This window comes from Streptomyces sp. NPDC058469, assembly GCF_042721125.1.
Taxonomy (GTDB): Bacteria; Actinomycetota; Actinomycetes; order Streptomycetales; family Streptomycetaceae; genus Streptomyces.
Genome location: NZ_JBHXME010000005.1, coordinates 102,186 through 126,721 on the forward strand (window position 1 = coordinate 102,186; position 24,536 = coordinate 126,721).

General features: G+C 70.4%; 15 protein-coding genes. 8 read left to right on the forward strand and 7 right to left on the reverse strand.

What is annotated here, in order from left to right:
- Window positions 1-183: 183 nt before the first annotated feature.
- Both hutH and ACFWP5_RS05040 read left to right on the forward strand, forming a co-directional pair.
- Window positions 184-1,740 (forward strand): histidine ammonia-lyase, encoded by a 1,557-nt coding sequence (gene hutH / locus ACFWP5_RS05035; protein WP_384150560.1) that lies wholly within the window; start codon window positions 184-186, stop codon window positions 1,738-1,740.
- A complete protein-coding gene (locus ACFWP5_RS05040; RefSeq protein WP_384150339.1) occupies window positions 1,737-2,636 on the forward strand; it encodes an amidohydrolase in 900 nt (299 codons plus the stop codon). Before hutH ends, ACFWP5_RS05040 begins: the two co-directional genes overlap by 4 nt.
- A gap of 35 nt (window positions 2,637-2,671) precedes the next feature.
- Here the strand turns inward: ACFWP5_RS05040 and ACFWP5_RS05045 are convergent, their stop codons facing one another.
- Both ACFWP5_RS05045 and ACFWP5_RS05050 read right to left on the reverse strand, forming a co-directional pair.
- Entirely contained in the window at window positions 2,672-4,132 is a 1,461-nt protein-coding gene (locus ACFWP5_RS05045; protein ID WP_384150342.1) for a glycoside hydrolase family 76 protein, read from the reverse strand.
- A gap of 34 nt (window positions 4,133-4,166) precedes the next feature.
- Window positions 4,167-5,780, reverse strand: a complete 1,614-nt coding sequence (locus ACFWP5_RS05050) for a glycoside hydrolase family 27 protein (protein ID WP_384150346.1) — start codon at window positions 5,778-5,780, stop codon at window positions 4,167-4,169.
- 204 nt (window positions 5,781-5,984) lie between these two features.
- On the opposite strand from ACFWP5_RS05050, the gene ACFWP5_RS05055 reads away from it, so the two are divergent.
- Window positions 5,985-7,157, forward strand: a complete 1,173-nt coding sequence (locus ACFWP5_RS05055) for a glycoside hydrolase family 76 protein (RefSeq protein ID WP_384150349.1) — start codon at window positions 5,985-5,987, stop codon at window positions 7,155-7,157.
- Between the two features lie 2 nt (window positions 7,158-7,159).
- On the opposite strand, the gene ACFWP5_RS05060 is transcribed toward ACFWP5_RS05055, so the two are convergent.
- The 4 genes from ACFWP5_RS05060 to ACFWP5_RS05075 all read right to left on the reverse strand — a co-directional run bounded on the left by ACFWP5_RS05060 (window position 7,160) and on the right by ACFWP5_RS05075 (window position 11,543).
- Window positions 7,160-8,191, reverse strand: coding sequence for a LacI family DNA-binding transcriptional regulator (locus tag ACFWP5_RS05060; protein ID WP_384150352.1), 1,032 nt, complete (start codon window positions 8,189-8,191; stop codon window positions 7,160-7,162).
- A gap of 93 nt (window positions 8,192-8,284) precedes the next feature.
- Entirely contained in the window at window positions 8,285-9,583 is a 1,299-nt protein-coding gene (locus tag ACFWP5_RS05065) for an ABC transporter substrate-binding protein (RefSeq protein WP_384150355.1), read from the reverse strand.
- 60 nt (window positions 9,584-9,643) lie between these two features.
- Window positions 9,644-10,552, reverse strand: coding sequence for a carbohydrate ABC transporter permease (locus ACFWP5_RS05070; RefSeq protein ID WP_384150358.1), 909 nt, complete (start codon window positions 10,550-10,552; stop codon window positions 9,644-9,646).
- Window positions 10,536-11,543: a carbohydrate ABC transporter permease gene (locus ACFWP5_RS05075; RefSeq protein ID WP_384150361.1), complete on the reverse strand. Its 1,008-nt coding sequence runs from the start codon at window positions 11,541-11,543 to the stop codon at window positions 10,536-10,538. Before ACFWP5_RS05075 ends, ACFWP5_RS05070 begins: the two co-directional genes overlap by 17 nt.
- A 150-nt stretch (window positions 11,544-11,693) precedes the next feature.
- Between ACFWP5_RS05075 and ACFWP5_RS05080 the strand changes: the two genes are divergently transcribed.
- Together ACFWP5_RS05080 and ACFWP5_RS05085 are read left to right on the forward strand one after the other, a co-directional pair.
- Window positions 11,694-13,133, forward strand: coding sequence for a glycoside hydrolase family 125 protein (locus ACFWP5_RS05080; RefSeq protein ID WP_384150364.1), 1,440 nt, complete (start codon window positions 11,694-11,696; stop codon window positions 13,131-13,133).
- 500 nt (window positions 13,134-13,633) lie between these two features.
- Window positions 13,634-15,223, forward strand: a complete 1,590-nt coding sequence (locus ACFWP5_RS05085) for a hypothetical protein (RefSeq protein ID WP_384150367.1) — start codon at window positions 13,634-13,636, stop codon at window positions 15,221-15,223.
- A gap of 2 nt (window positions 15,224-15,225) precedes the next feature.
- Here ACFWP5_RS05085 and ACFWP5_RS05090 read toward each other — a convergent pair whose 3' ends face one another.
- Window positions 15,226-16,869 (reverse strand): glycosyl hydrolase family 28 protein, encoded by a 1,644-nt coding sequence (locus ACFWP5_RS05090; protein WP_384150370.1) that lies wholly within the window; start codon window positions 16,867-16,869, stop codon window positions 15,226-15,228.
- Between the two features lie 288 nt (window positions 16,870-17,157).
- Here ACFWP5_RS05090 and ACFWP5_RS05095 point away from each other — a divergent pair, with 288 nt between their 5' ends.
- From ACFWP5_RS05095 to ACFWP5_RS05105, 3 genes are all read left to right on the forward strand, one after another.
- Complete coding sequence (locus ACFWP5_RS05095; protein ID WP_384150373.1) at window positions 17,158-18,693, forward strand: acyl-CoA carboxylase subunit beta; 1,536 nt, start codon at window positions 17,158-17,160, stop codon at window positions 18,691-18,693.
- A 71-nt stretch (window positions 18,694-18,764) separates the two neighbouring features.
- Window positions 18,765-20,507: a fatty acyl-AMP ligase gene (locus tag ACFWP5_RS05100; RefSeq protein ID WP_384150376.1), complete on the forward strand. Its 1,743-nt coding sequence runs from the start codon at window positions 18,765-18,767 to the stop codon at window positions 20,505-20,507.
- Entirely contained in the window at window positions 20,504-24,529 is a 4,026-nt protein-coding gene (locus tag ACFWP5_RS05105) for an acyltransferase domain-containing protein (RefSeq protein WP_384150379.1), read from the forward strand. The genes ACFWP5_RS05100 and ACFWP5_RS05105 overlap by 4 nt, the downstream gene beginning before the upstream one ends.
- The last annotated feature ends 7 nt before the right edge of the window (window positions 24,530-24,536 follow it).

Sequence of the window (24,536 nt, forward strand, 5' to 3'; positions counted from 1 at the left end):
TCTGCGGAAGCTTGCTGAGGGCTGCTGCTCATGGCGGGTCGCACTCACGAGAGGCCGGTGAACGGCTCCGTCCACTGGATGCTCACCGTTCGACCGTACGCCCGCCCCCTGGTCCCCACCACTCGATCATCACAGGCCCAGGCGCTAGGTTCACACGTGACAGGACGTAGGGAGAAACTCTTGGTGACCTGGGTCGTCGTCGACGGACGGACACTGTCCTACGGCGATGTCGTCGCCGTCGCCCACCATGGCGCCCAAGTCGCCCTGGCGGACGGGGTGTTGCCGCACCTTGTGCGCGAACGGGCCGTCGTGGACGACGTGGTCGACCGGCAGGTGCCGACGTACGGCCTGACGACGGGACTCGGCGCCCGCTCCTCCTACGCCCTGCCCCGCACGGAACTCGACGCGTTCAGCGTCCGCACGGTCCGGGGCCGGGCGAACGCGGTCGGTGATCCGCTGCCGGCCCCCGTCGTACGCGCCGCCCTGCTCGCCCGGATCAACGGCCTCGCGGGCGGCGGCAGCGGGGTGCGGCCGGAGATCGTACGGCTGCTGGTGGACCTGCTCAACGCGCGGGTGCACCCGGTCATCCCCGAGGTGGGATCGATCGGCGCGTCCGACCTGTGCCAGATGGCGCACGTCGGTCTGGTCGTGATCGGCGAGGGCGGTGCGGAGTGGGCCGGTGAGGTGCTCGACGGCGCCACGGCCCTGCGCCGGGCCGGTCTCGCCTCGGCGCGACTCGGCCCGAAGGACGGCCATGTGCTGTGCAGCGCAAGCCCGTTGGCGGCCGGCATCGGCGCCCTCGCCCTGCACGAGGCGTGCGCTCTGCTCGCCCTGGCGCAGGCGGTCACGGCACTGACCTACGAGGGCTTCCGGGCGAACACCAGCCCGCTCGACGCGCGGGTACTGGCCCTGCGCCCCGCTCCCGGACAGTCCCGGGCGGCGTCCGAACTGCTCGCCCTGCTGACCGGCGGCGAGCTGACCGACCCCCACAACGCCCGCCGGGTCCAGGACCCGGTCAGCCTGCGCTGCGCCGCGCAGGTGCACGGCGCCGGGTACGCGGCGCTGGAGTTCGCGGATGCGGCGCTGGCACCGGAGCTGAACGGATGCGGGGACAATCCGGTGGTGCTGACCAGCGCAGGCGACGACCCGGAAGTGCCGGGCGGCGCAGGGGACATCGTCTCGTCCGGGAACTTCCACACCCCTGCCCTGGCCCTCGCCTTCGACACGCTCGCGCTGGCCCTGACCCAGACCGCGGCCGTCTCCGCCGAACGTATGCGACGGCTGCTCGACCCGGCGGTGAGTGGCCTTCCCGCGAACCTCTCGCCGTACGGTCCGGAGCGTTCGGGATTCGCGCCGCTGGTCAAGACTGCGCAGGCGTTGGTCGCCGAGATCCGGATGCTGTCCGCGCCGGTGTGCGTCGATCCCCGGCAGGGCGCGGATGCCGTGGAGGACGACTCGACCAACGCGGCGCTCGGCGCACGGCGGTTGACGACGATGCTCGGCCGGCTGCGTCAACTGCTCGCCGTGGAGGCGGTGGTGGCCGCGCAGGCGGTGGATCTGGCGGCACCGGCCGCGCTGGGGCGGGGGCCGGAGTTCCTGCACCGCGCGATCCGGAAGCTCGTGCCCACACTGAACGACGACCGGCCGCACGGGGTGGACGTGGAGACGGTGAGCCGCGACATCCTGGGGTCCGACGACGTCCGCAGCACACTGAACGCCTTGGCGGGAGAAGCGACATGACCAACGTCGACGTACACCAGCATCTGTGGACCCCTTCGCTGGTGACGGCTCTGCGCGCCCGCCGCGAACCGCCGTTCCTGGACGGCTGGACGCTGTACCTGGACGGTGAGCCGCCCTTCGAGATACCGCCCGCCGACCACGACATCGCCCGGCGCGCGGAACTCGCCGCCGCCGACGGTCTCGACCGGGTTCTCGTCTCGCTGTCCGCCCCGATCGGTGTGGAGTGGCTGCCCGAGGCCGCCGCACGGCCCCTGCTCGACGCGTATCACGACGGCGCGGCAGCGCTGCCCGAGCCGTTCGGGGCATGGGCCGCCGCCTGCGTACGGGACATCGACGCGGAGGTGACGGCCAAGGACCTCGACCGGGGCTTCGCCGGCCTCCAACTCCCCGCCAACTCCCTTGCCGACGCGGCCGGTTACGCCCGCTGCGCCCCGCTCCTCGATCTCCTCGAAGAACGCGACCTCCCGCTCTTCGTCCACCCGGGGCCCGCGGTGGGCTCCTCGGCGGGCCCCGCCTGGTGGCCCGCGATGGTCCCGTACGTCCAGCAGATGCACGCCGGTTGGTACGCCTTCCGCGCCTTCGGCCGCCCCCGCCATCCACGCCTCCGCGTGTGCTTCGCCCTGCTCGCCGGACTCGCCCCGCTGCACGGCGAGCGGCTGACCGCCCGGGGCGGGCAGCAACAGGAGGGCGACCAGGGCGTGTTCGTCGAGACGTCGTCCTACGGCCCGACAGCCGTCGACGCGATCGTGCGCGCGCTGGGCGTGAATGCCGTCGTCCAGGGCTCGGACCGCCCCTACGCGGAGCCGCCCCGCCACCCGGGGTACGGGTTGGGTGGGGCGGCGGCCTACGCCTTTCGCATCGCCAATCCGCGACGGCTCCTCACCGGGGAGGGGTGACCGACCCGGCGGCCGTGTTCGCAACTGACGATATGTCAGTTCGCCGCGTTCATCAGGTCGAGCGCGCTCTGTTGCCGGGCCGCGTCGGTGGAGTCCAGCGGTCCGGCCCAGTGCAACCCGTACGCGTCAAGGGAGTTGCGGTCGTTCGCGTACGCGCTGTCGGCCTGGCGTTTGATGTAGGAGGTGTAAGGGCGGTCGGACAAGCGGGAGTTGAAGGCGCTGAGACCTCGGATGTACGCGCCCTTGAACGACGGACCGTCACCGCCGCAGCCGCTCGTCTCGCACGGTTCCCGCAGGATTCCGCCGGAGTTGAGGGCCGTCGACGTGGTCGAGGCGTCCCCGATCTGACGGCCGGTGGTGAGCAGACCGGAGTCCCCGGTCGCCCGGTACAGCTCCGACAGACCGCCGAGCAGCACGCCTTGGTTGTAGGACCACGTCGTGTCGCCGTTGTTGCCGCAGGTCGCCAGGTTGATGCCGTCGTTGACCAGATGCGAGCCGTTGATCATGCCGGTGCCCTTGAACCACGACCACTCGGCGTTGGCCCGGCCGAGATACGCCGTGTCGCCCGCGATGCGGTTGTGCAGGGCGGCGTTCAGCTCCAGGTAGAGGGAGTTGGCGATGGCGTTCTTGTAGGTCTTCGCCGTGCTCCACCACACGCCGCCACCGCAGGTGGAGTCCCAGTACTGTGCCATGTAGTCGGCGTCCGCGCGGGCGGTGTTGAGGTAACGGCTGTCACCGGTGAGGTCGTACGCGTCGACCCAGGCCAGCCCCCACCAGCCCGTGTCGTCGATGTAGTCGTTGGTGAAGTTGCCGCCCTGGGCGGAGAGGTTGCGGTCGTAGGTGTTGGCGATCGCGTACTTGTAGCTGCCCATTCCGGTGACGCGGGCGTTGTCGATGAGGGCGGTCAGGGCGTTGGCCGAGTTCCACCAGCCGGTGGTGTCGAACAGGCCCGTGCCCAGGTTGTACGACTGCATCAGCGCGGTGGCGGCGGCAGTTGGGCGGCTGCCGGCGTTCCACGTCGTGCGGGCCCACGCCGTACAGGCGATCTCGGCCCGGTCACCGGCCTTGCCGCAGGCGCGCAGGGCACCGACGCCGAGGGCGTTCCAGTCGTCGACGTTGTACATCAGGGTGCGCCAACCGCCTTGCCCCGCAGGGGTGGTGGTGTCGCCGAGCTTGCTGCCGGAGGTCCAGGTGCGGCCGCCGTCGAAGGAGCGGTCGAGCCAGACCTCGTCGCCGGGGCTGCCGTTGGTGATGGAGGCCCAGCCCATCGCGTCGGTGTCGTCGAAGTGCAGCGCGATGCTCCGGGAGTAGATGCCGGCGGTCACCGGCTGTCGGTCTCCCGGGGACAGGGCCGGGTCGCGGGCGTCGCAGTACTTGTTGCACACGCTCGCCTGCGCGTCGGCGACCGCTGTGCCGGCCAGGGCCGGCACGAGAAGGGCGAGGGCGGCGATCAGGCCTGCTCCGGTTCTACGGGCGCGCACTGCTGTCGGTGTCATGCCGGCTCCATGGAGGTGGGGGGAATGCGGGAGGTCAGCCCAGGCGCCACTGCTGGTTGGCGCCGCCGTTGCAGCTCCAGAGTTCCAGCGCGGTGCCGTTGACGTTGCCTGCGGCCTGGTCGCCTCCGGTGACATCGAGGCAGAGGCCCGACTGGGTGCCCGTGATCGTGCCGTTGGCGTTGACGCTCCACTTCTGGTTGGCGCCGTCGTTGCAGCCGTAGAGCTGCACCTTCGTGCCGTTGCTGGTCTGGTTGTTGTAGGCGTCCAGGCACTGGGTGCCGCCGTAGAGCCGGAGTTCACCGGCGGCCGTGATGGTCACGGCCTGGTTGGTGCCGCCGCCGCAGTCCCAGATCTCGATCTTGGTGCCGGGGGTCGTCTCGCCGTTGTAGGCGTCGAGGCAGCGGTTGGAGGAGGCACCGATCAGCGGGTGGGTGGTACCGACGCTGGTGCCGCTGCCGACGGAGACCCGGTACATCACCGAGCCGTGGCCCGGGACGCTCGCCGAGATGCTTCCGCCGGTGCTGCTGACGACGTGCGACCAGAGGTTGTTGAGCTTGTACGAGGACGCCGAGGGCAGCCCGGCCGCCGTCGCGGAGGTAGTGATGGTCGCGGCGGAGGAGTTCTCGTTGAAGAGCACGACCGACACATCACCGTTGGCGAGGGGCTTGGAAAGTACGTGCAGGCCACCCGAGTTGGAGATCTCGGTGCCCTGCTTGCCCAGCGAGTCCTGGTCCACGGCGATGACGTCCTTGTTGCCGTAGAGGGAGAGCGTGGCGGCGGAGGCCTTGCGCAGGTCGGTGCCGGCGATCAGCGGGGCGGCCATCTCCGACCAGAGGCTGAAGTGGGAGCGGTCCTCGGTGAACGACATGCCGTTGCCGACCTCCAGCATGTCGGGGTCGTTCCAGGCGCCCGGCTTGGCGTACGCGGCGAGCTTGACGTTGGCCTTGTAAATGGACACCACGGTCGAGAAGTTGACGTTGATGTCGTCGGTCGTGCGCCAGCTGTTGCCGACGCCCGCACCCCAGGTCCACACGTCGGCGAGGCCCCAGTTGCAGAGGCTGTAGACGATCGGACGGCCGGTGTTGGCGAGGGCGTCGCGCATCGCCGTGTAGCGCTGCTGGTCGGGCACGTTCTGGTGGTTGCAGTTGTCGTACTTGAGGTAGTCGACGCCCCACGCGGCGAAGCTGTTGGCGTCCGTCTGCTCGTGGCCGAGGCTGCCGGGGTAGCCCGCGCAGGTGGCGGTGCCGGCGCTCTCGTAGATGCCGAGCTTGAGGCCCTTGCTGTGCACGTAGGAGGCGGTGCCGCTGATGCCGTTCGGGAACTTGACCGGGTCCGGGACCAGTTGGCCCGCCGAGTTGCGGGCCGAGGTCATCCAGCAGTCGTCGATGTTGACGTACTGGTACCCGGCGTCCTTCAGCCCGGAGGAGACGAGGTAGTCGGCGGTCTGCTCGACGAGTTGCTCCGTCACGTTGCAGCCGAAGGCGTTCCAGTCGTTCCAGCCCATCGGGGGCGTCCTGGCGAGGCCGTTGTCGAGGGCCTGCGCGGGCGGCGCGGCGCGCAGCACCAGCAGGGCCGGGACGAGGGCCAGCAGCAGCACCATCGTGAGGGCGGCGCTCAGGCGTCTCTTGAAGGGTGACGGAACGGTCATGTCGATGTCTCCTGCTTCGCCGTGTGGGGCCGGACGAACTCACCTTTGGAAACGTAACCATCGTGAAGGTTCCATCAGCGGAGCTTCATCGTCAATGGTCCGGACCAAAATGCCCCGGGAGTGAACTGCCCGTGTCGTCAGAGGCGTTGACGACCTCTTGAGTCGATGACAACGTTTCCATCACCCGCACCCTTGGAGGCCTCCATGTCCCCGCGTCCCTCCCGGCGAGTGATGATCGGCTCCGGCCTGGCCGCCGCCCTGACGGCGACGGCCGCCACACCCTCTTTCGCGGCCGAACGACCAAGCTCCGCACGGGCGTTGTCCCGCGCCAAGGCCACGTACGCCGCGCTGAGAAGACACTTCGACGCGACCGACGGCTCCGGGCTGGTCCGCGAACAGATTCCGGCGGCGGCCGGCGACAACCCGTACTCGTACGAATGGCCCTTCTCCCAGGTGCACATCGCCGCGCTCGATCTCACCGTCGTGGCCCCGGAGTTCGAGCCGGAGCTGACGCGACGGGCGGCGGCGCAGGAGCACCACTGGAACGCGAGCGGCGGGACGACCGACCTGCCCGGTTACGCCTCCTACCCGGTCGCGCCGTACGGCTCGGGCGGTGACATGTTCTACGACGACAACGAATGGGTCGGCCTGGCAAAGGTCCAGCGGTATCTGCAGACGGGGGACACCGCCGCGCTGGCCCGCGCGAAGGAGATCTTCGCCCTGGTCGGGTCGGGTTGGGACACCGACAGCGGTCACGCCGCACCCGGCGGGGTCTTCTGGACGCAGGCCGACTGGAGCCACGACCGCAACACCGTCTCGAACATGCCGGGCGCCCAACTCGCCCTGCGCCTGCACCAGATCACCGGCGAGGCCGACTACCTGGACTGGGCCAGACGCTTCTACGACTGGACGAACGCGCATCTGCAGAGCCCAAGTGGCCTGTACTGGGACCAACTTGACCTGCAAGGGACCGTCGAGAAGACCTTCTGGTCCTACAACCAGGGCGTGCCGGTGGGCGTCGCCGTGCTGCTGTACCAAGTCACGCGCGACCGCGCCTACTTGCGCCGGGCCGAGCGGATCGCGGAGGCCGCGTACGCCTACTACGTCACGCAGGGGCGGCTGTTCGGTCAGCCCGTGTTCTTCAACTCGATCTTCTTCAAGAACCTGCTGCTCCTGGAGTCGGTGACCGGGAAGGACACCTACCACCGGGCGATGGCCGCCTACGCCGACCAGGTCTGGGACACGATGCGCGATCCCGCCACCGGCCTCGTGCACTTCGACTCGGCCGGCGGCACCCAGGCGATCCAGCAGGCCGCGCTCGCGCAGCTCTACGCCGTGCTCGCCTGGCCCCGCGCCAAGTGGCGGACGCTGTACTGACGTTACGGGCGTCCGATCTCCCCGGTGCCGCGTGCGATCAGCTGCACCGGGAGGACGGTGCGGTGGGAGGGGCTGTCGTCGCCGTCGATGCGGTCCAGCAGGATGTGGGCGGCCCGGCGGCCGAGTTCCTCGGTGTCGGAGGTGACGACGGTGACCGGGGTGGGGAGCATGTCGGCGAGCTTGAAATCGTCGAACCCCACGACCGCCACGGAGACTTGGAGGTCACGGCAGGCCCGTAGGACGCCCTCGGTGAGGAAGCCCGTGGTGGAGAAGACCGCGGTGGGCGGGTTCGCGGAGGTGAGCAGGGTGCGGGTGGCGGCCTCGGCTTCCTCGGTGGTGCCTCGGCGCAGGGTGACGACCAGGTCGTTGTCGGGCTCGATGCCGCCGCGGCGCAGGGCCTTGCGGTAGCCGCGCAGCCGTCGGCCGGTGCTGTAGTACGAGGGCGCGACGAGGATCGCGATGCGGCGGTGGCCCTGGTCGACGAGGTGCTGGGTGGCCTTGTGTCCGCCGTCCTCGTTGTCGACCAGGACGACATCGGCCTCGGCGCCGGTGGCCGGCCGGTCGACGAAGACGATGGGCACGTGGTCGTGGCCGTTGATCTCGTTGAGGAAGGCGTGGTCGCCCTGGTCGGGGACGATGATGAGCCCGGCGACCCGGCGGCCGATCAGCTCGCCCACGGCCCGGCGTTCGACCTCGGGGTCCTCGTCGGCGGTGCTCAACAGGACCGCGTAACCGGCCTCGTTGGCGACCTCGACGGCCGCCTTGGCGAGGGAGGCGTAGAACGGGTTGGTGAGGTCGCCCAGCAGCAGCCCGATGGTCATGGAGTTCTGGCCGGGGCGCAGGGAGCGCGCGATCTCGTTGCGCTGGTATCCGATGGCGGCGATCGCCGCGTGCACACGCTCGGCCGTCTCCTCGCGGACCGTGCCGATGCCGTTGACGACGCGGGAGACGGTGACGACGGCGACTTGGGCCCGCTCCGCGACATCGCGCATCGTGGGCCTGGTGTTCTCGCGGTGCGGGGGACGACTGCTCACGTGAGTTGAAGACCAACCTTCCATCGCGTACCGGGGGCCGGGACCGCCCTCAGGATACGTATCGGGTCCCGGCCCGCCGCTCGGTCCGGGGCGCTAACTGTTGTTCTTGATCACATCGTTGATCTTGTCGGTCATCGTCTGGAGGTCGGAGAGCGGCTTCTTGCCGTTGAGGATGTCCGGCCAGTAGGCGGTGATCAAGTCGTTCGACTGACTCGCCCACTGGGTGGTGAAGCGCACGCCGATGGTGGTCGGCGTGTTCAGTCCCGCCTTGACGGTGGCCGCGACGGTCGTCTGCCCGGCCTTGTCCAGGGCGCCGAAGTAGGCGTTCTGGGCCGAGAGATAGGCCGGGGCCGCGACCGGGGAGTCGGGCAGCACCTTGGTCCACACCGTGGAGTCGAGGTACTTGAGAACCTTGAAGGTGGCGTCCGCGTTCTGGGTGTACGACGGGGTGCAGATGCCCACGGCGTCGTACAGGGTGGCGGGCTTGGTCACCTGGGGCAGGGGCGCGAAGCCGTACTTGATCTTCGGCTTGTCGGTGAGGAAGCCCGCGGCCAGCCACTGGCCGCTCCACAGCATCGGGATCTGTCCGGCGGCGAACAGACCCTGCTGGTTGCTGATGTCGTAGCCGGGAGGTGCGATGGCACCGCTCTTGATGCCCGCCACGACCTTGCTGACGCCTTCGGTGTACGTCGCGTCGATGGTCGTCTTCGTGGGCTGGTGCACGTTGTCGGCGAAGGGCTTGCCACCCGCTGACAGCGCGTACGTGCTGAGGGAGAAGGGGCCGTCGGTGGAGGTCAGGGCGTCGGCGACCAGTCCGTACTTGGCCCCCTTGGCGTGCAGTTGGGCGGCGGCGTCGAACATCTGGTCCCAGGTCCAGCCGGCGGCGGGCACGGTGATGCCGGCGGCCTTGAAGGCGTCGACGTCGTACCAGATGCCGTAGGTGTTCAGCAGCGAGGGAACCCCGCCTATCTTACCGTCGGCGGTCTTCCAGTTCTTCATCGTGGACGAGACGAAGCTGCTCGCGCCGAAGTCGCTGGAGTCGGAGAGCCGGGAGGACCAGTCGGTGAGCAGGCCCTGGCTGGTGTACTGCTGCTCGGTGTCGTTGCCGCACCAGAACAAATCGGGCAGCTTCTTGGCCTGGGTCAGGGCCGCGAGCTTGTCGCTGTAGTTGCCGTTGGGGGTGTCCACGCGCTTGACCGTGATGTTCGGGTCGTGGAAGCCGGTCAGGGCCTGGTCGATGGCCTTGTTGGTGGCGGCGGACTCCCAGGTCATGAGGGTGACCGTGGCCTTGCCGTCCGACTGTTTCCCGGACGAGCCGCCGCAGGCCGTCGCCGTCGCGAGCAGTCCCCCCGCCGACAGCAACGCTCCGGCGCAACGGATCCATCGTTTCATCGTGGCCTCCTGATACCTGGCTGGCATACGGCTCGTAGGTGGGTCGGGACGGGATGCGGATCAGCGCTGGTTGACGGTGCCCAGGGCGCTCAGACCTTGGATGAAGTAGCGCTGGGCGACGAAGAACACGATGAGCGGCGGGAGCATGTAGAGCAGGTTGGTGGCCATGAAGAGGTTCCAGTCCGGGGTCTGTCCTGCGAACTGGGTGACGAAGGAGGCCATGCCCACGCTCAGCGGCCACTTCTGGGACGAGTACAGGTAGATGAGCGGGTTGAGGTAGTCGTTCCAGGACATCTGGAAGGCCAGGATCGACATCGTTATCCAGGCCGGCTTGGTGATCGGCAGCATCACGCTGAAGAAGATCCGGACGTGTCCCGCGCCGTCGACCTTGGCCGCCTCGTCGATGGAGTGCGGGATCGACAGGAAGTACTGGCGGGCGAGGAAGATGAAGAGCGGATTGCCGCCGAGGAAGGCCGGGACGATCAGCGGCAGCCAGGTGTCGTACCAGCCGATGTCCTTGAACAGCTGGAACAGCGGGATGATGCCGATCACCGGGGGCAGCAGCATGCTGCCGACGAAGACGTAGAACCAGACCTTCCGGCCGGGGAAGCGCAGCCGGGCCAGGGCGTAGCCCGCCATCATCGAGGTCATCACACCGCCGATCACCGAAAGACCGGTGATGACAACGGAGTTGAGCAGCAGGCGCGGGAAGTGGATGACCTTCGGCCCGTCGATGAAGTTCTTGAAGTGGAACTCGTGGGGCAGCAGCTTCGGCGGGACCTCGAAAACCGCCGAGGGGCCCTTCAGCGCGACGGTGAGCATCCACAGGATGGGCAGGATCATCACCGAGCTGATCAGCAGCGCGACGGCGTACCAGGATGCTTTGCGTACGGCCCTGCGCGGTTTCGCCGGCGGGGCTGTCGGCGGCGCCGTCGTCGGCGCCCTGGTGACGTCAGGAGACGTGGTCACTGTAGGTCCAAATCGACGAGAAGCGGGCGGTGGCGGCGATCACGACGACGATGACGAGGAAGAGCACCCACACCTGGGCGGAGGCGTAGCCGAACTGGGAGACCTGCCCGAGCTTGGGGAAGCCGTTGTCGTAGATCGACAGCATCAGCGTCCTGGTGCTGAACCCGGGACCGCCCTGGTTGTCCGGCGAGAGGATCTTCGGCTGGTTGAACGCCTGGAGGGCCGTCACCATCTGCAGGACCACCTGCAGGACCATGATCGGGCTGATCAGCGGCAGGGTGATCCGGAAGAAGACCGTGCGGGGACCGGCTCCGTCGAGCCTGGCCGCCTCGTACAGCTCGGTGGGAACCGCCTGGAGCGCGGCGAGGAAGATGATCATCGTGGAGCCGACGCTCCACAGCATGACGATCACGATCGACGGCATCGCGGAGTTGTCGCCGGACAGCCACTCGCTGGTGGGCAGATGGAGCCAGTTCAACACCTGGTTGGCCAGGCCGACTTGGGGGTTGAACACGAACTTCCAGAGCGTGATCGTGGCCACCACGGGCAGCACGACCGGCAGATAGCACAGGGTGCGCAGCAGGCCGACGCCCCGCATCCGCTGGTTGCAGAACACCGCCAGGGCCAGTCCGATGGCCAGCGACAGCGGCACGTACAGCACGACGAGCAGCAGGGTGGCGCGCACCGACGGCCAGAAGGACGGGTCGGTGGTGAACATCCGGCGGAAGTTGTCGAGGCCGACGAACTTCGGGTCCGTGAGGCCGTTGTAGGTGGTCAGCGCGAAGTAGGCGGACCGGAACAGCGGGTAGACGACGAACGCCGTGAAGCCGATGAGCGCCGGTGCCAGGAACACGTACGCGGCCAGGGTGTCCGAGGACCTCTTGGGTGGTCGTCGCCAGGGGCGTCCGAGGCGGCCCGGACTCCCCCGGCCGGGAGGCCTGTCCACGGGCGGTACGGCGGTTCGCGTCTCTTGGTGCGGAGCGGCTGTCACACGCGCTCACCTTCTTCCTCCGAGGAGTTGACGATCACTCGGATCGCGCGGACCCGACCGTCTGGTGGTCGTCGGCCCGCTCAAGGTAACGTTTCCATTCCCTGGCGATCACACGGTGGCGCACGCCACATGAGGGAGTCAAGAGGCGCGATGGTAACGTTTCCCGGATCAACATCCGGAACAGTGTGGGCAGTTCCGGAGTCGCTGAGCACGCTTGGGCGGCGGCTGGCCGGCGAGTTGCGGGGTGGTCGGGCGGGGGACATCGTCGAGCGGTGCCTGACCAACACGTGGGCTACGTCGATGAGTTGGGGGGCTTCGTCGGGCGGGTTGTCGGGCGGTCTGTCGGACGCCTTGCCGGGTGGTTTGTCGACCGGGGAATCGGACGCATCGTCAGAAGTCTTCGTGAAAACCGGCGACATCCCGGCGATGTGGCTGCGGGACAGCACGGCGCAGGTCCGTCCCTACCTCGCCGTGGCCACGGACCCGGAGGTAGGCGACGTCCTGGTCGGGGTCTCGCGCCGCCAGATCCGCTGCGTTCTGCTCGACCCGTACGCCAACGCCTTCAACGACGGCCCCACCGGCGCGCACGGCGAACCCTGCGATAGACCGACGCCGGGCGACTGGGTGTGGGAGCGCAAGTACGAACTCGACTCCCTCTGCGCACCGTTGCAGCTCGCGTACGCGCTACGTCGGGCGACCGGCCGCGAGGACCATCTCGACGAGGCGTTCCACCGCGCCGCCTGGCTGATCGTACGGCTGTGGCGGGCGGAGCAGTCCCACGCGCGGTCGCCCTACCGGTTCGTCCGGCCGTCCGGCCCCTTCGCCGGAGACAGTCTGCCCCTCAACGGCCGTGGTGCGGCGGTCGGTCGGACCGGGATGACGTGGTCGGGCTTCCGGCCGAGTGACGACGCGTGCGCCCATGGCTATCTGGTCCCGGCCAACGCGCTGGCCTCGGCGAGCCTGCACGGGCTGGCCGAACTGGCGGCGGCGGTCCTCGACGACACCGAACTCGCCCATGAGTGCTGGCGGTTGGCCGACGAGATCGACGCCGGAATCCTGACGCACGCGGTGGCCGAGGTCGACGGCGTCTCCGTGCTCGCCTACGAGGTCGACGGCCTCGGCGCGGCGCTGCTCTGCGACGACGCCAACCTCCCGAGTCTGCTGAGCCTCCCGCTGAGCGGCTGGTGCGCGCCCGAGGACCCGCTGTACCGGGCCACCCGACGCTTCGCGCTCTCCGAGGCGAACCCTTCCTATTTCAGCGGGAGTTACGCGTCCGGGATCGGCAGCACGCACACGCCGGACCGCCATATCTGGCCGCTGGCGATCGCCACCGCAGGACTGACCGGCAGCACGGACGAGGCGGCTCGGGCCCTGGACACCCTGGCTGCCACCACCGCCGGTACCGGCCTGATGCACGAGAGTTTCCACGTCGACGCACCGGGCCGGTTCACCCGGGACTGGTTCGGCTGGGCGAACGCGATGTTCTGCGAGCTTGCCCTGGAGGTGTGCGGGGAGGGGGTCCGGCATCTGTTTCCGGTGCATCCGCGGGCGTTGCCCGGCGGGTCGGGGGCGGGCGGCGGGCCGGCGTGACGCTGCGGCGCCTCCGGGGCCGGTGGTCGGGCGTCGGCGTTGCCGTCGGGGCCGGTTGTCGCGCCCGCACGAAGAAGCGCACCCTGGGCGGCGAACTCCCTTTGCCGCAAGGCCTGTTCCGGCCGCGGCCCTGCACCGGCCGCCGAGACCGACCGTCGGACGCTGCGCCCGTGCAAAGAGCACGTCCCGGGCGGCGAACTCCCCCTGCGGCAAGGACCGTTCCGGACCCACCGTCGCGCCGCCCACCGAGAAGGCCACCGGCGTCGGCGCCACCGCGCCCCATCGAACCAACACCTACGGCACAACAGACTCCCGCGCCCACGCCTCCCGTTCCCACCTCGACCGCACACCGACCACCGAGACCCCGCCGCCGGCATCGACACCGCCGCACCCAACCGAACCAACACCTGCGGCACAGCGAACTCCCGTTGCCCCACGGCCCGTTCCCGATACGACCCCCGCGTCCGACCCGCCGTCGTCCCGCCCCCGAGGAGCCCGCCGTGCCGTGTCTGCCCGACTCCGTCCATGTCATGGCCGACGACACCCGGCCGTATGCGGCGGTCGGGGTCACCGAGGGCGTCTGGACGGTGCGCGGCGCCCAGGTCAGCGCCGAGCGCACGGCCGATGGTCTACGGGTGCGCGCCCGCGCGGGTGCCGAGGGCCTGTCGCGGATCGTGTTGCGCTGGCGGCTCGACGCGCCCGAGGACGCGCGGATTCTCGGGGACGCCTGGGAGCGTGGCTACGGCGACCTTCAGTGGCGGACGCTGCAACCGGATCGCGCGCTGCCCTGGTATGTGCTGATCACCGGTGGGGCGTTCGGGGGCCCAACTACCGGGTGGGGAGTGCGGACCCGAGCCGGTGCCCTCTGCTCCTGGACGGTCGACGAGGGCGGTATCGCCCTCTGGGCGGACGTCCGGAGCGGCGGTCTGCCCGTGCTGCTCGGCGAGCGCGAGCTGGACGTGGCCACGGTGGTGACCGCCGCGAGCCCGACCCCGTTCACCGCGCACGAGGCGCTCTGCGCCGCCATGAGCCCGGACCCGCTCCCCGCCACCGGTCCCGTCGTGGGCTGCAACAACTGGTACTACGCCTACGGCCGCGACTTCGGCCCCGACGCGGTGCTGCGGGACGCGCGGACGGTCGTGGAGTACGCCGACGGGCATCCCGTGCGCCCGTACTGCGTGATCGACGACGGCTGGACCGAGGGCGGCGGCTCCGCGCCCGGCGGCCCCTGGGACACCGGACTGCCGGGCGTGTTCGACGACATGGCGGAACTGGCCGCCCGGATCACGGAGACCGGCGCCCGCCCCGGCCTGTGGTTCCGTCCGCTGCTGTCGAGGACCGAGACCACCGCCGTCCGGCCCGGCATGCTCAGGGATTCCGGTTTCCCCCTCGATCCCTCGCTGGACGTGGCGCTCGAAACGGTCGCCGAGGACGTGACCCGGTTCCGGCGCTGGGGGTACCAACTCATCAAGCACGACTTCTCGACGTACGACATCTTCGGCCGCTTCGCCTCCGACTCCCCCGCCGAACTCGCCTCGCCGGGCTGGTCGTTGGCCGACCGGTCCCGTACCAGTGCCGAGATCCTGGTCCGCCTGTACCGCACGATCGCCGAGGCCGCCGGGGGCGCGGTGGTGATCGGCTGCAACACGGTCGGGCATCTGGCCGCGGGGCTGGTGCGGGTGCAGCGGTGCGGTGACGACACCTCGGGGCGTAGTTGGGAGCGGACCCGGCGGATGGGCGTGAACACGCTCGCCTTCCGACTGGCCCAGCACAACAGGTTCTTCACCGTGGACGCGGACTGCGTGCCCTGCACACCGCAGACCGACTGGAACCTCAACCGGCAGTTCCTGGACCTGGTGGCGCGCTCCGGTACGGCGCTGTTCGTGTCGGTGGATCCCGCCGCCCGCACGGACCGTACGGACGCCGACCTCGCGGCGGCCGTCGGGCTCGCGCTGGACGGCGGGACACCCGGTGGTGTCGAGCCGCTCGACTGGCTGTCCACCACCGCACCCCGTCGCTGGCGGTCCGGCCCGGAGACCCTCGTCTACGACTGGGCCGAACCCTGGGGAGCGACGCCCCTGCCGGTCTGACCTCAGGGAGTGATGGTCAGGCTGCCGTAGTCCGAGAGGTTGGTGAGGTTGACCTGGCTCAGGGTGGTCGCGCCGGTCGTGCTGCCGGGCATCACGATGTGGCTCAGGGCGACGCCCGAAATGGGCGCGCCGGGAAGGCCGTTGACGCGCGCGGCGGTCGTGCCGGCGTTGCGGACCCGGACGTTGGAGATCGTGACGCCGGTGACCGGGCCGATGCCGGCCGTGCTGCCGGTCATCATGGCGAGCCAGGTCCGGTTGCCGTCGTTGCTGAAGCTGAGCCGCTCGATGTCGATGTCATCGAACTTGAGGTTCGTCGCGCTCGCCGTGCCGTACTTGTGGTGGACGCCGATGCCCACGGCCGCGTCGTAGACGACGACGTGCTGGAAGGTGACCTTGTTCTGCGACTCGTAGACGCCCTGGCCGACCTTGACGCCGTAGCAATAGGTCCAGGAGACAAGGTCGTTGAAGGTGACGTTGTCCAGCGGGCGGGGGGTGCCGGGGACCGAGTTGTAGATGTCGGCGCCGGCGGGCCAGGTCTTGGTGCTGAACGGGTCGTCGAGGCCGATGCCGATCGCGTGGTCGACGGTGACGTTCGTGGACTCCATGACGTCGATGCCGTCGTTCTCGCCCATGTCGAACCTGTTGAACATCTTGATGTTGCGGAAGGTCATGTCCGAGGAACGCAGCGGGATGACCGCCCAACTGCTGGACTCCCGGAAGGTGATGCCGTCGACCGTGAAGCCGCTCGTGTAGATCGGGGCGAGGAGGTTCACGCCGAGGTTGGAGGGCGCGAGCGCGGCCTGGCCGTTGCCGTCGATGATGCCGCGGCCGTAGATCTTGATGTTCGTCGAGGAGTACCGAGTGGAGATGAACCACGTGAGGTCGCGGCCCTGCGAGGTCTTGTGTCCGTTCACCACATAGTGGCCGGCCTCGCCGGTGTAGCGGAGCACCGCGCCCGGGGCGAGGTAGAACGCGAGGTCGCTGCGCAGGTAGAGGTTGCCCAGCGTGTAGACGCCGGCCGGGACGTACACGATGCCCTGGGTGCCGTTCGCCGAGCCGTACGCGGCGGCGTCGTTGAGGGCGTTCTGGAAGGCGGTTGTGGTGTAGGCGCCGGTGTTCGGCTGGGCCGAGTAGGGCGCGCTCTGCACGTTGAAGATGCCGGTGCCGCTCGTCGCCGGGCGGTTGGTCTCGGCCGGGTCGGCGGCGATGACCAGGTTGGGGCGGCCGTCGAGCTTGACGATCAGGTACTCGTCGTTCTGGACGGTGAAGGTGAGGGTCGGGCCGTTGACGGTTCCCGTGATGCCCAGCTTCTGCGGACTGATGCTGTACGCGCCGATGTCCGTGTTGTTGAGCTTGGTCACGGAGATGGTGGCGGTGCCTGTGCCGAGGGCGAGTTGGGCGATGTCGTAGCCCGTGTACTTGGTGACGGGCACGGACGTTCCGTTGACGGTCAACTTGTAGTCGGTGGACGCCGGGTAGACGGAGGGGACCGGGTACGCCGACACTGTGCCCGCCGCGGCCTGTGCGGGCTGCGGGACGCCGAGGAGTGCCGCGACGCCGAGCAGGAGCGCGGTCAACACGAGGGCCAGGGGGCGCAGTACGCGGTTCTCGGTTCCGTCGGCCGCCGCGTTCAAGGGCCAACTCATCGACGATCTCATCCGGGGTCCTCCTGTAGTCACATCGGTGGGGGCACGTAAGAGGGAATGGAAACGTTGCCAGTGACATGCCCACACTAATGGTCTGGACCGCAGCCGCATATCCGCTGTGCCCGACAACGTCACTCCCTTGTCACCTCAGGACGAACCTCCGTCGCCCGGGACTCAACTCCCGCAAACAGAACGGCGATCCCTCGGTCCGCTCCCGAATCGCTGCCATATTCGAGAACCACTTCGGAGGTGGCTGTGACGCTAGAGGCGACAACATCCCTGACGGCAGTGACAGACACGGCGGACCGCACCGCCGGACGCATCGCCGACCTGGAACACCGTCGGGCACAGGCAGGGGTAACGGCCGCGCCGAGAAGACACGGCGCTCTCGGTGCGCGGGAGCGGATCGAACGGCTGCTGGACGCGGGCTCGTTCGCGGAGACCGGTGGCTTCGTACGGGCCCGAGCGATCGGGGACGGTGCCCAACGGCCTTACGGCGACGGGGTCGTGACCGGGTACGGCACGGTCGACGGGCGGCCGGTCTGTGTGTTCGCGCAGGACTCCACGGTCTTCGGCGGCAGCATGGGCGAGGCCTTCGGCGAGAAGACCGTGGCCCTCATGGAGCTCGCCCTGAAGACCGGCTGCCCGGTCGTCGGCCTCAACGACTCCGGCGGCGCCCGCATCCAGGAGGGCGTCAACTCCCTTGCTCTCTACGCCGAGTTGGTGCGCCGCAACGTGAAGGCGTCCGGGGTGATCCCGCAGATCTCCGTCGTCCTGGGCCCGTGTGCGGGCGGCGCCGCGTACTCCCCCGCGATCACCGACTTCACCGTGATGGTCGACGGCGCCTCGCACATGTTCGTCACCGGCCCCGACGTCATCGAGGCGGTCACCGGCGAACGCACCACCGCCGAGAAGCTGGGCGGTGCCCGCACCAGCAACTCCGTGAACGGCAACGCCCACTTCCTGGCCGCCGACGAGGGGGACGCGCTCGACACCGTACGCGATCTGCTGTCGTACCTTCCCGCCAACAACCTGGAGCGGCCACCGGAGTACGCGCCCGGTTCCGTCGCCGCCGGGGCCCCGCTGGACGAGGTCGTGCCCGACCGGCTCGGCCAGGCCTACGACATGCGGGACATCCTGCACGCGGTCGTCGACGACGGTGAACTCCTGCATGTGCAGGAGCTGTTCGCGCCGAACATCATCTGCGCCCTGGCCCGCGTAGAGGGCGCCAGTGTCGGGGTCGTCGCCAACCAGCCGCTGCACTCGGCCGGTGTCCTCGACATCGACGCCTCCGAGAAGGCCGCGCGGTTCGTACGGTTCTGCGACGCGTTCGGCATCCCGCTGCTGACCTTCGCCGATGTCCCGGGGTACCTCTCCGGCGTCCGCCAGGAGCGGGGCGGCATCATCCGGCGCGGCGCCAAACTCCTCTACGCGTACGCCGAGGCGACTGTCCCGAAGGTCACCGTGGTGGTGCGCAAGGCGTACGGCGGCGGGTACGCCGTGATGGGCTCCAAGCACCTCGGCGCCGACCTCAACCTCGCCTGGCCCACCGCGCGTATCGCCGTCATGGGCGCGGAGGGCGCCGTGGGCGTGCTGCACCGGCGCGAACTCGCCGCCGCCGCCGACCCCGAGGCGCTGCGGGCCGACCTGGTCGCCGCGTACGAGTCCACGCACGGGACGCCGTACCCGGCCGCCGAGCGCGGGTACGTCGACGACGTGATCGCCCCGCGCGACACCCGCGCCCACGTCAGCCGCGCCCTGCGCGCACTGCGCGGCAAGCGCGCCCCGATGCCGGAGCGCAGGCACGGCAACATCCCGCTCTGACCGCCCTGTTCACCTCGTTCACCCTCGTCAGCCGACACCGCGATGTACCGCGATGTGAGGAGCCACGCCCGATGGACAGCCGCCGCCCCCCGCTCGCGCCCGCGTACCGGACTCTGCCCGAGTACGTGCGGCACTGGGCCGAAACGACCCCGGACTGCCGGGCGTTCACGTTCGTCGACCATCCAGCCCCCAACTCCCGTGGCGTACACCGCACTCTGACCTGGCAGCGGCTGGATCTGCGCGTACGCGCACTGGCCGCCCGGCTCACCGAGCACGCCGAACCCGGTTCGCGGGTCGCCCTGTTGTGCCCGCAGGGGACGGACTACATCACCGGTTTCCTGGCGGCGCTGACGGCCGGGTTGGTCGCCGTACCGCTGTATCCGCCCGGTCTGCCGGGGCAGGGCGACCGGCTGGTCGGGGTGTTGGGCGACGCGCGCCCGTCGGTCGTGGTGACCACCGGCCGCGTCCTGGCGGAGGTGACGGACTTCTGCGAGCGTGCCCACGTTCCGGTCCTCGCGGCGGACCGGGTCCCGGACTCCGCCGCCTTCAACTGGCAGGCACCCGAGCCGGATTCGGGCGCGACCGCCTATCTGCAGTACACCTCCGGCTCCACCCGCGCTCCGGCCGGCGTGGAGATCACCCACGCGAACGTCGTCGCCAACGCCCGCCAGGCGCTTGCCGCTTACGGCGCCGACGCGCACCCGATGACCTGCGTGGGCTGGCTGCCGCTCTACCACGACATGGGGCTGGTACTGAGCGTCGCGGCCCCGGTCGTCCGGGGCCTGCTGTCGGTGCTCATGGACCCGTCCGCGTTCCTGCACGAACCGGCGCGCTGGCTAAGGCTGTTGGCCACGCATCCGCAGGCGCTCAGTGCCGCGCCCAACTTCGCCTACGACTACTGCGCCTCCGCCGTCACCGGGGCGCAGAAGGAGGGGCTGCGGCTGGACGGGATCGCCGCGCTGATCAACGGCAGCGAACCCGTCCGGCCCGGCACCGCCGACCGTTTCCACGCCGCGTTCGCCGCCCAGGGGCTCGCGGCGGAGGTCCACTGTCCGTCGTACGGGCTCGCCGAGGCCACCGTCTTCGTCAGCGCCGCCCGGCCCGGCCGCCCGCTCGGCCGCTTCGCCCTCGACCGTGATGCCCTCGCCGCCGGGAAGGCCCTGCCCGCGCGGCCCGAGGACCCGCGAGCCGTGCTGCTGGCGGGTTGCGGAACGCCGGTTGGGCAGCGGGTGCGGATCGTCGATCCGGTCGCCCATGCCGTGCTGGCCGAGGGGGAGGTCGGGGAGATCTGGGTGCAGGGTCCCAATGTGGGGCGCGGCTACTGGAACAACTCGGCGCAGAGCAAACGCGTCTTCGGCGCCACGCTCGGCGAGGACGCGCCGGGCGGTTGGCTGCGCACCGGTGACCTCGGGACCGTGCTGGAGGGGCAGTTGATCGTCACCGGCCGCCTCAAGGACCTCATCGTCGTCGACGGCCGCAACCACTACCCGCAGGACGTGGAGGCCACCGCCCAGGACGCGCATCACGCCGTACGACGCGACCGGCTCGCCGCGTTCGGGGTGCCGGGCGGCGCGGGCGAGCGGGTGGTGGTCGTCGTCGAGCACGCGCGTACGACCAGTCTCGCCGACATCGACGTACCGGCCCTGACGCGTGCCGTACGCGCGGCCGTCTCCGCCCGGCACGGGTTGCGGCTCGCCGACGTCGTCCTCGTCGCACCGGGCACCGTGCCCCGCACCTCCAGCGGCAAGGTGTCCCGGGCCCTGACCCGCACCCGCTATCTGGAGGGCGCCTACGCGGCGGAGACCGCGGTATGACGGCCGCCGACACGAGAACGCTGCTGCGCCGCCGGATCGCGGACCGGGTCGCCGAGTGGAACAACACCCCTGTCGACGACGCGCCGTTGGACCGCCCCCTGGCCGACCTCGGCATGTCCTCACGGGACGCGGTCGTACTGGCGGGCGAGTTGTCCTCGCTGACGGGCCACGAGTTGCCGGCGACCCTGCTGTGGGAGGCGCCGACCGTGGACGCGCTGGTGGAGCGGGTGTGCGGTACGGCCACGCGAATTGCCGCGCAGGAGGCCCCTGTTGCCTTGGCCCCGGGCGAGCCCGTGGCGGTCATCGGGGTCGGCTGCCGACTGCCGGGCGGGGTGCGCGGACCGGCCGACTACTGGCACCTGCTGATCGACGGCGTCGACGCGATCGGCCGTGTCCCCGAGGACAGATGGGCCGACTTCACGGCGTTCCCACCCCCCGAAACACCGTTGTACGGCGGCTACTTGGACAACATCGCCGGGTTCGACGCCGACTTCTTCCGGATCACCCCGCGCGAGGCCGCGGTGATGGACCCCCAGCAGCGCATCCTCCTGGAGGTCGTCCGCGAGACCCTCGACCACGCCGCCGTCCCCGCCACCGCCCTGGCGGGTACGGCCACCGGCATCTACGTCGGCGTCTCGGCCCCGGAGTACGGACAGCTCACCGGCGCCGACGCGAACGCCGTCGACCCGTGGGCCCCGGCGGGCGCGGCGCTCAGCGTCACGGCGGGCCGACTGGCGTACGTGCTGGACACCCGCGGGCCCAACATGGCCGTGGACACGGCCTGTTCGTCCTCCCTCGTCGCCGTGCACCAGGCCTGCGTCAGCCTCCGCACCGGCGAGACCGACACCGCGATCGCCGCCGGAGTCAACGTCCTCCTCTCCCCCGTCGTCGGCGTCGCCTTCCAACGAGCGGGCGCCCTCGCCCCGGACGGCCGCTGCAAGCCCTTTTCTACGGCAGCCGACGGCATCGGACGCGGTGAGGGCTGCGCGGCGGTACTGCTGAAGCGGCTGTCCGACGCGGAACGGGACGGCGACCGTGTCCTCGCGGTCATCCGCGCCACCGCCGTCAACTCCGACGGCCGCTCCAACGGCCTGCTCGCCCCCAACCCCGCTGCCCAGCAAGCCCTGTTGAGCACCGCGTACGCACGGGCCGGACTCGCCCCGGCCCACGTCGACCACGTAGAGGCACACGGCACCGGCACTCCGCTCGGCGACCCGATCGAAGCGGGCGCGCTCGGCGCGGTGCTGGGCGCGGGCCGTGACCCCGAACAGCCGTTGCTGCTCGGCTCGGTGAAGGGGAACCTCGGTCACCTGGAATCCGCGGCCGGCATCACCGGCCTGGTGAAGACGGTCCTCGCCCTCCACCACGACCTCGTCCCACCGTCGCTGCACGGCACCACCCTCGACGACGCACGGCTGCGCGTCGTCACCGAGCCCGAACCATGGCCCCGCTACAGCGGCACGGCCACCGCCGGCATTTCGGGCTTCGGGTTCGGCGGCACCAACGCCCATGCCGTACTGGAGGAATGGCGGCCAGCGGTCCTCCCGGTCGACGAGCTCGCCGTCCTCCGGGGCACTGATCCCGCCGTCCCCTCAGTAGAAGCGCCCGCCGCCCGCCTCCACCTCCTCTCCGACGTCGACACCGAGCGGGTCCGCGACACCGCGTCCCGTCTCACCGCGTGGCTCCGTACGCCCGAAGGGAGCGCCGCCCGCCCCGCCGATGTGGCGCGCACGCTCGCGGGACGGGTCGGGCGTGGACCCGTACGCGCTGCGGTCGTCGCGCACGACGGGGGCGAACTGGCCGATGCGCTGGGCGCGTTGGCGCAGGGCGGCAGCCGGGACGCGCGGGTGATGACCGGGGACCGTGATCTCGTAGGGCGGGGTCCGGTATGGGTGTTCTCCGGGTACGGCAGCCAGTGGGCCGGCATGGGGCGCCAACTGCTCCTGGAGGAACCGGCTTTCGCCGCCGCGGTGGAGAAGCTCGACGCACAGCTCTCCGACGTGTTCGGCTTCTCCCTCCATGAGCACCTGGCCTCCGCCGGGGATCTCGACCGGCTGGATGTCGCTCAACCCGTCCTTTTCGGCGTCCAGTTGGCGCTCGCCGAGCTGTGGCGGTCCTACGGCGTCGAACCGGTCGCCGTGATCGGTCACTCCCTGGGAGAGGTGGCCGCCGCCGTCTGCGCGGGCGCGCTGGACGTGGCGGACGCGGCCCGGGTCGTCGCCGTACGGGCTCGGCTGCTCGGTGGACTGCAGGGCGGCGCGATGGCCGTCGTCGACGTGGATGATGGTGAACTGCCTTCCCTGGAGCGGGATTTCCCAGGTGTTCAGGTCGCCGTGCACTCCTCACCCCGGCAGAAGGTCGTCACCGGTGACGAGATGGCGGTCGCCCGGCTGGTACGCCGGCTGGAGGAGCGAGGGCGTGCCGCCCGGGCCATGCGGGTCGTCGGCGCCGGACACTCACCGCAGGTGGACCCGCTGTTGCCGGAACTGACCGAGGCCCTCGCGGACGTCACGGGTCGGCCACCACGCATCCCCGTCTACTCCACCGTCCTCGACGACCCGCGCGGCGCCTGCGAGTTCGACGCCGGTCACTGGGCCGCCAACCTGCGTCGGCCGGTACGGCTGGACCGTGCGCTCGCCGCCGCTGCGGCGGACGGGCACACCGCCTTCGTGGAGATCTCGCCGCATCCGGTCCTCGTCCGGTCCATCACCGACAACGTGCCCGGCGCCCTCACCGTCGGCACGCTGCGCCGCGACGCGGACGGATCCGCCGCGTTCCTCTCGGAGTTGGGCGCCTTGTACGCGGCGGGACTGGACCTCCCGCTGCCGGACGGCCGCGTCATCGACCTCCCGGCACCGCGCTGGCGGCACGTCCGGTACTGGTGGACCGACGGCCGAACTCCCGTTGCGGCGCCCACCGCACACCGCTGGGCCGAGCCTGCCCCGACCCCGGCCCCGGAAGACTCGATGGTCGCCCGCCTCAGCCACCACATCGCCACCGTCACCGGCCACCCCACGGCCCGCATCACCCCCACCACACCACTGACCGACCTCGGCCTCGACTCCCTCATGGCCGTCCGCATCCGCACCGCCCTGGAACGCGACTTCGGTGTCGAACTCCACCTGCGCGACCTGTTCGACGCCACCACGGTCGCCGAAGTGGTCGACCGGATAAGGCAGTTGAACGACGACCCGAATCCCGTCCGCGTGCTCCACAGAGGCGGCACGCGTGCCCCGTTCTTCCTCTTCCACGCCGCCGGCGGAACCACCGACGTCTACCGCGCACTCGCCCGACACCTGAGCGACGACGACCGGCCGGTGCACGGTCTGGACCGGATCGAGGACGCCCGCACCGTGTCGGAGAAGGCCCGCCGCTACGCCGAGGCGATCACCGCCGTCCACCCCAACGGACCGTATCTGCTGGGTGGTTGGTCCTTCGGCGGTTTCGTGGCGCAGGAGACGGCACGCCGACTCGCCGCCGCCGGGCGGGACGTCGAGCTCGTCGTACTCATCGACTCCGTACGCCCCCTCCCCCAGCCCGACCGCGCACCCGCCGACCGCGTCCGCGCGCACCTCACGGGCTTCGCCCAGCACATCGCCGACACCTACGGGGTCCAACTCCCCCTGCCCTACGACGAACTCGTGGCGATGGACGACGACCACGAGCGCATCGACCTCGTGCTGCGCACCCTGCGCGGAGCCGTGAAGGTGCCGCCCGCCGCGCTGGAGCACCAGCGTGCCTCCTACCTGGACCTGCGGATCGGCGAGGCGCACCAGCCGGGCCGGTACGAGGGGCGGGTGCTGCTGTACCGGGCCACCGAACCGGCCCCGCACACCGTGCGTGACCCGGCGTACGAACGGGACGACGACGCGCTCGGCTGGGACGAGGTGTGCCCGCGTCTGGCGGTCGTCCCGGTGACGGGGCATCACCTGTCGCTGCTCGACCCGCCGTACGTCGACGAGATCGCCGCCCATCTGCGGCGGGTGCTCGCCTCGCCGGAGGGACCCGCCGAACCAGCCTGAGGAGCCG

Bases quoted from the DNA above. Each gene is read 5' to 3' on its own strand.
- ACFWP5_RS05040 (WP_384150339.1), top strand. From the start codon at position 1,737: ATGACCAACGTCGACGTACACCAGCATCTGTGGACCCCTTCGCTGGTG.
- ACFWP5_RS05045 (WP_384150342.1), bottom strand. From the start codon at position 4,132: ATGACACCGACAGCAGTGCGCGCCCGTAGAACCGGAGCAGGCCTGATC.
- ACFWP5_RS05050 (WP_384150346.1), bottom strand. From the start codon at position 5,780: ATGACCGTTCCGTCACCCTTCAAGAGACGCCTGAGCGCCGCCCTCACG.
- ACFWP5_RS05055 (WP_384150349.1), top strand. From the start codon at position 5,985: ATGTCCCCGCGTCCCTCCCGGCGAGTGATGATCGGCTCCGGCCTGGCC.
- ACFWP5_RS05065 (WP_384150355.1), bottom strand. From the start codon at position 9,583: ATGAAACGATGGATCCGTTGCGCCGGAGCGTTGCTGTCGGCGGGGGGA.
- ACFWP5_RS05080 (WP_384150364.1), top strand. From the start codon at position 11,694: ATGGTAACGTTTCCCGGATCAACATCCGGAACAGTGTGGGCAGTTCCG.
- ACFWP5_RS05090 (WP_384150370.1), bottom strand. From the start codon at position 16,869: ATGAGTTGGCCCTTGAACGCGGCGGCCGACGGAACCGAGAACCGCGTA.
- ACFWP5_RS05100 (WP_384150376.1), top strand. From the start codon at position 18,765: ATGGACAGCCGCCGCCCCCCGCTCGCGCCCGCGTACCGGACTCTGCCC.
- ACFWP5_RS05105 (WP_384150379.1), top strand. From the start codon at position 20,504: ATGACGGCCGCCGACACGAGAACGCTGCTGCGCCGCCGGATCGCGGAC.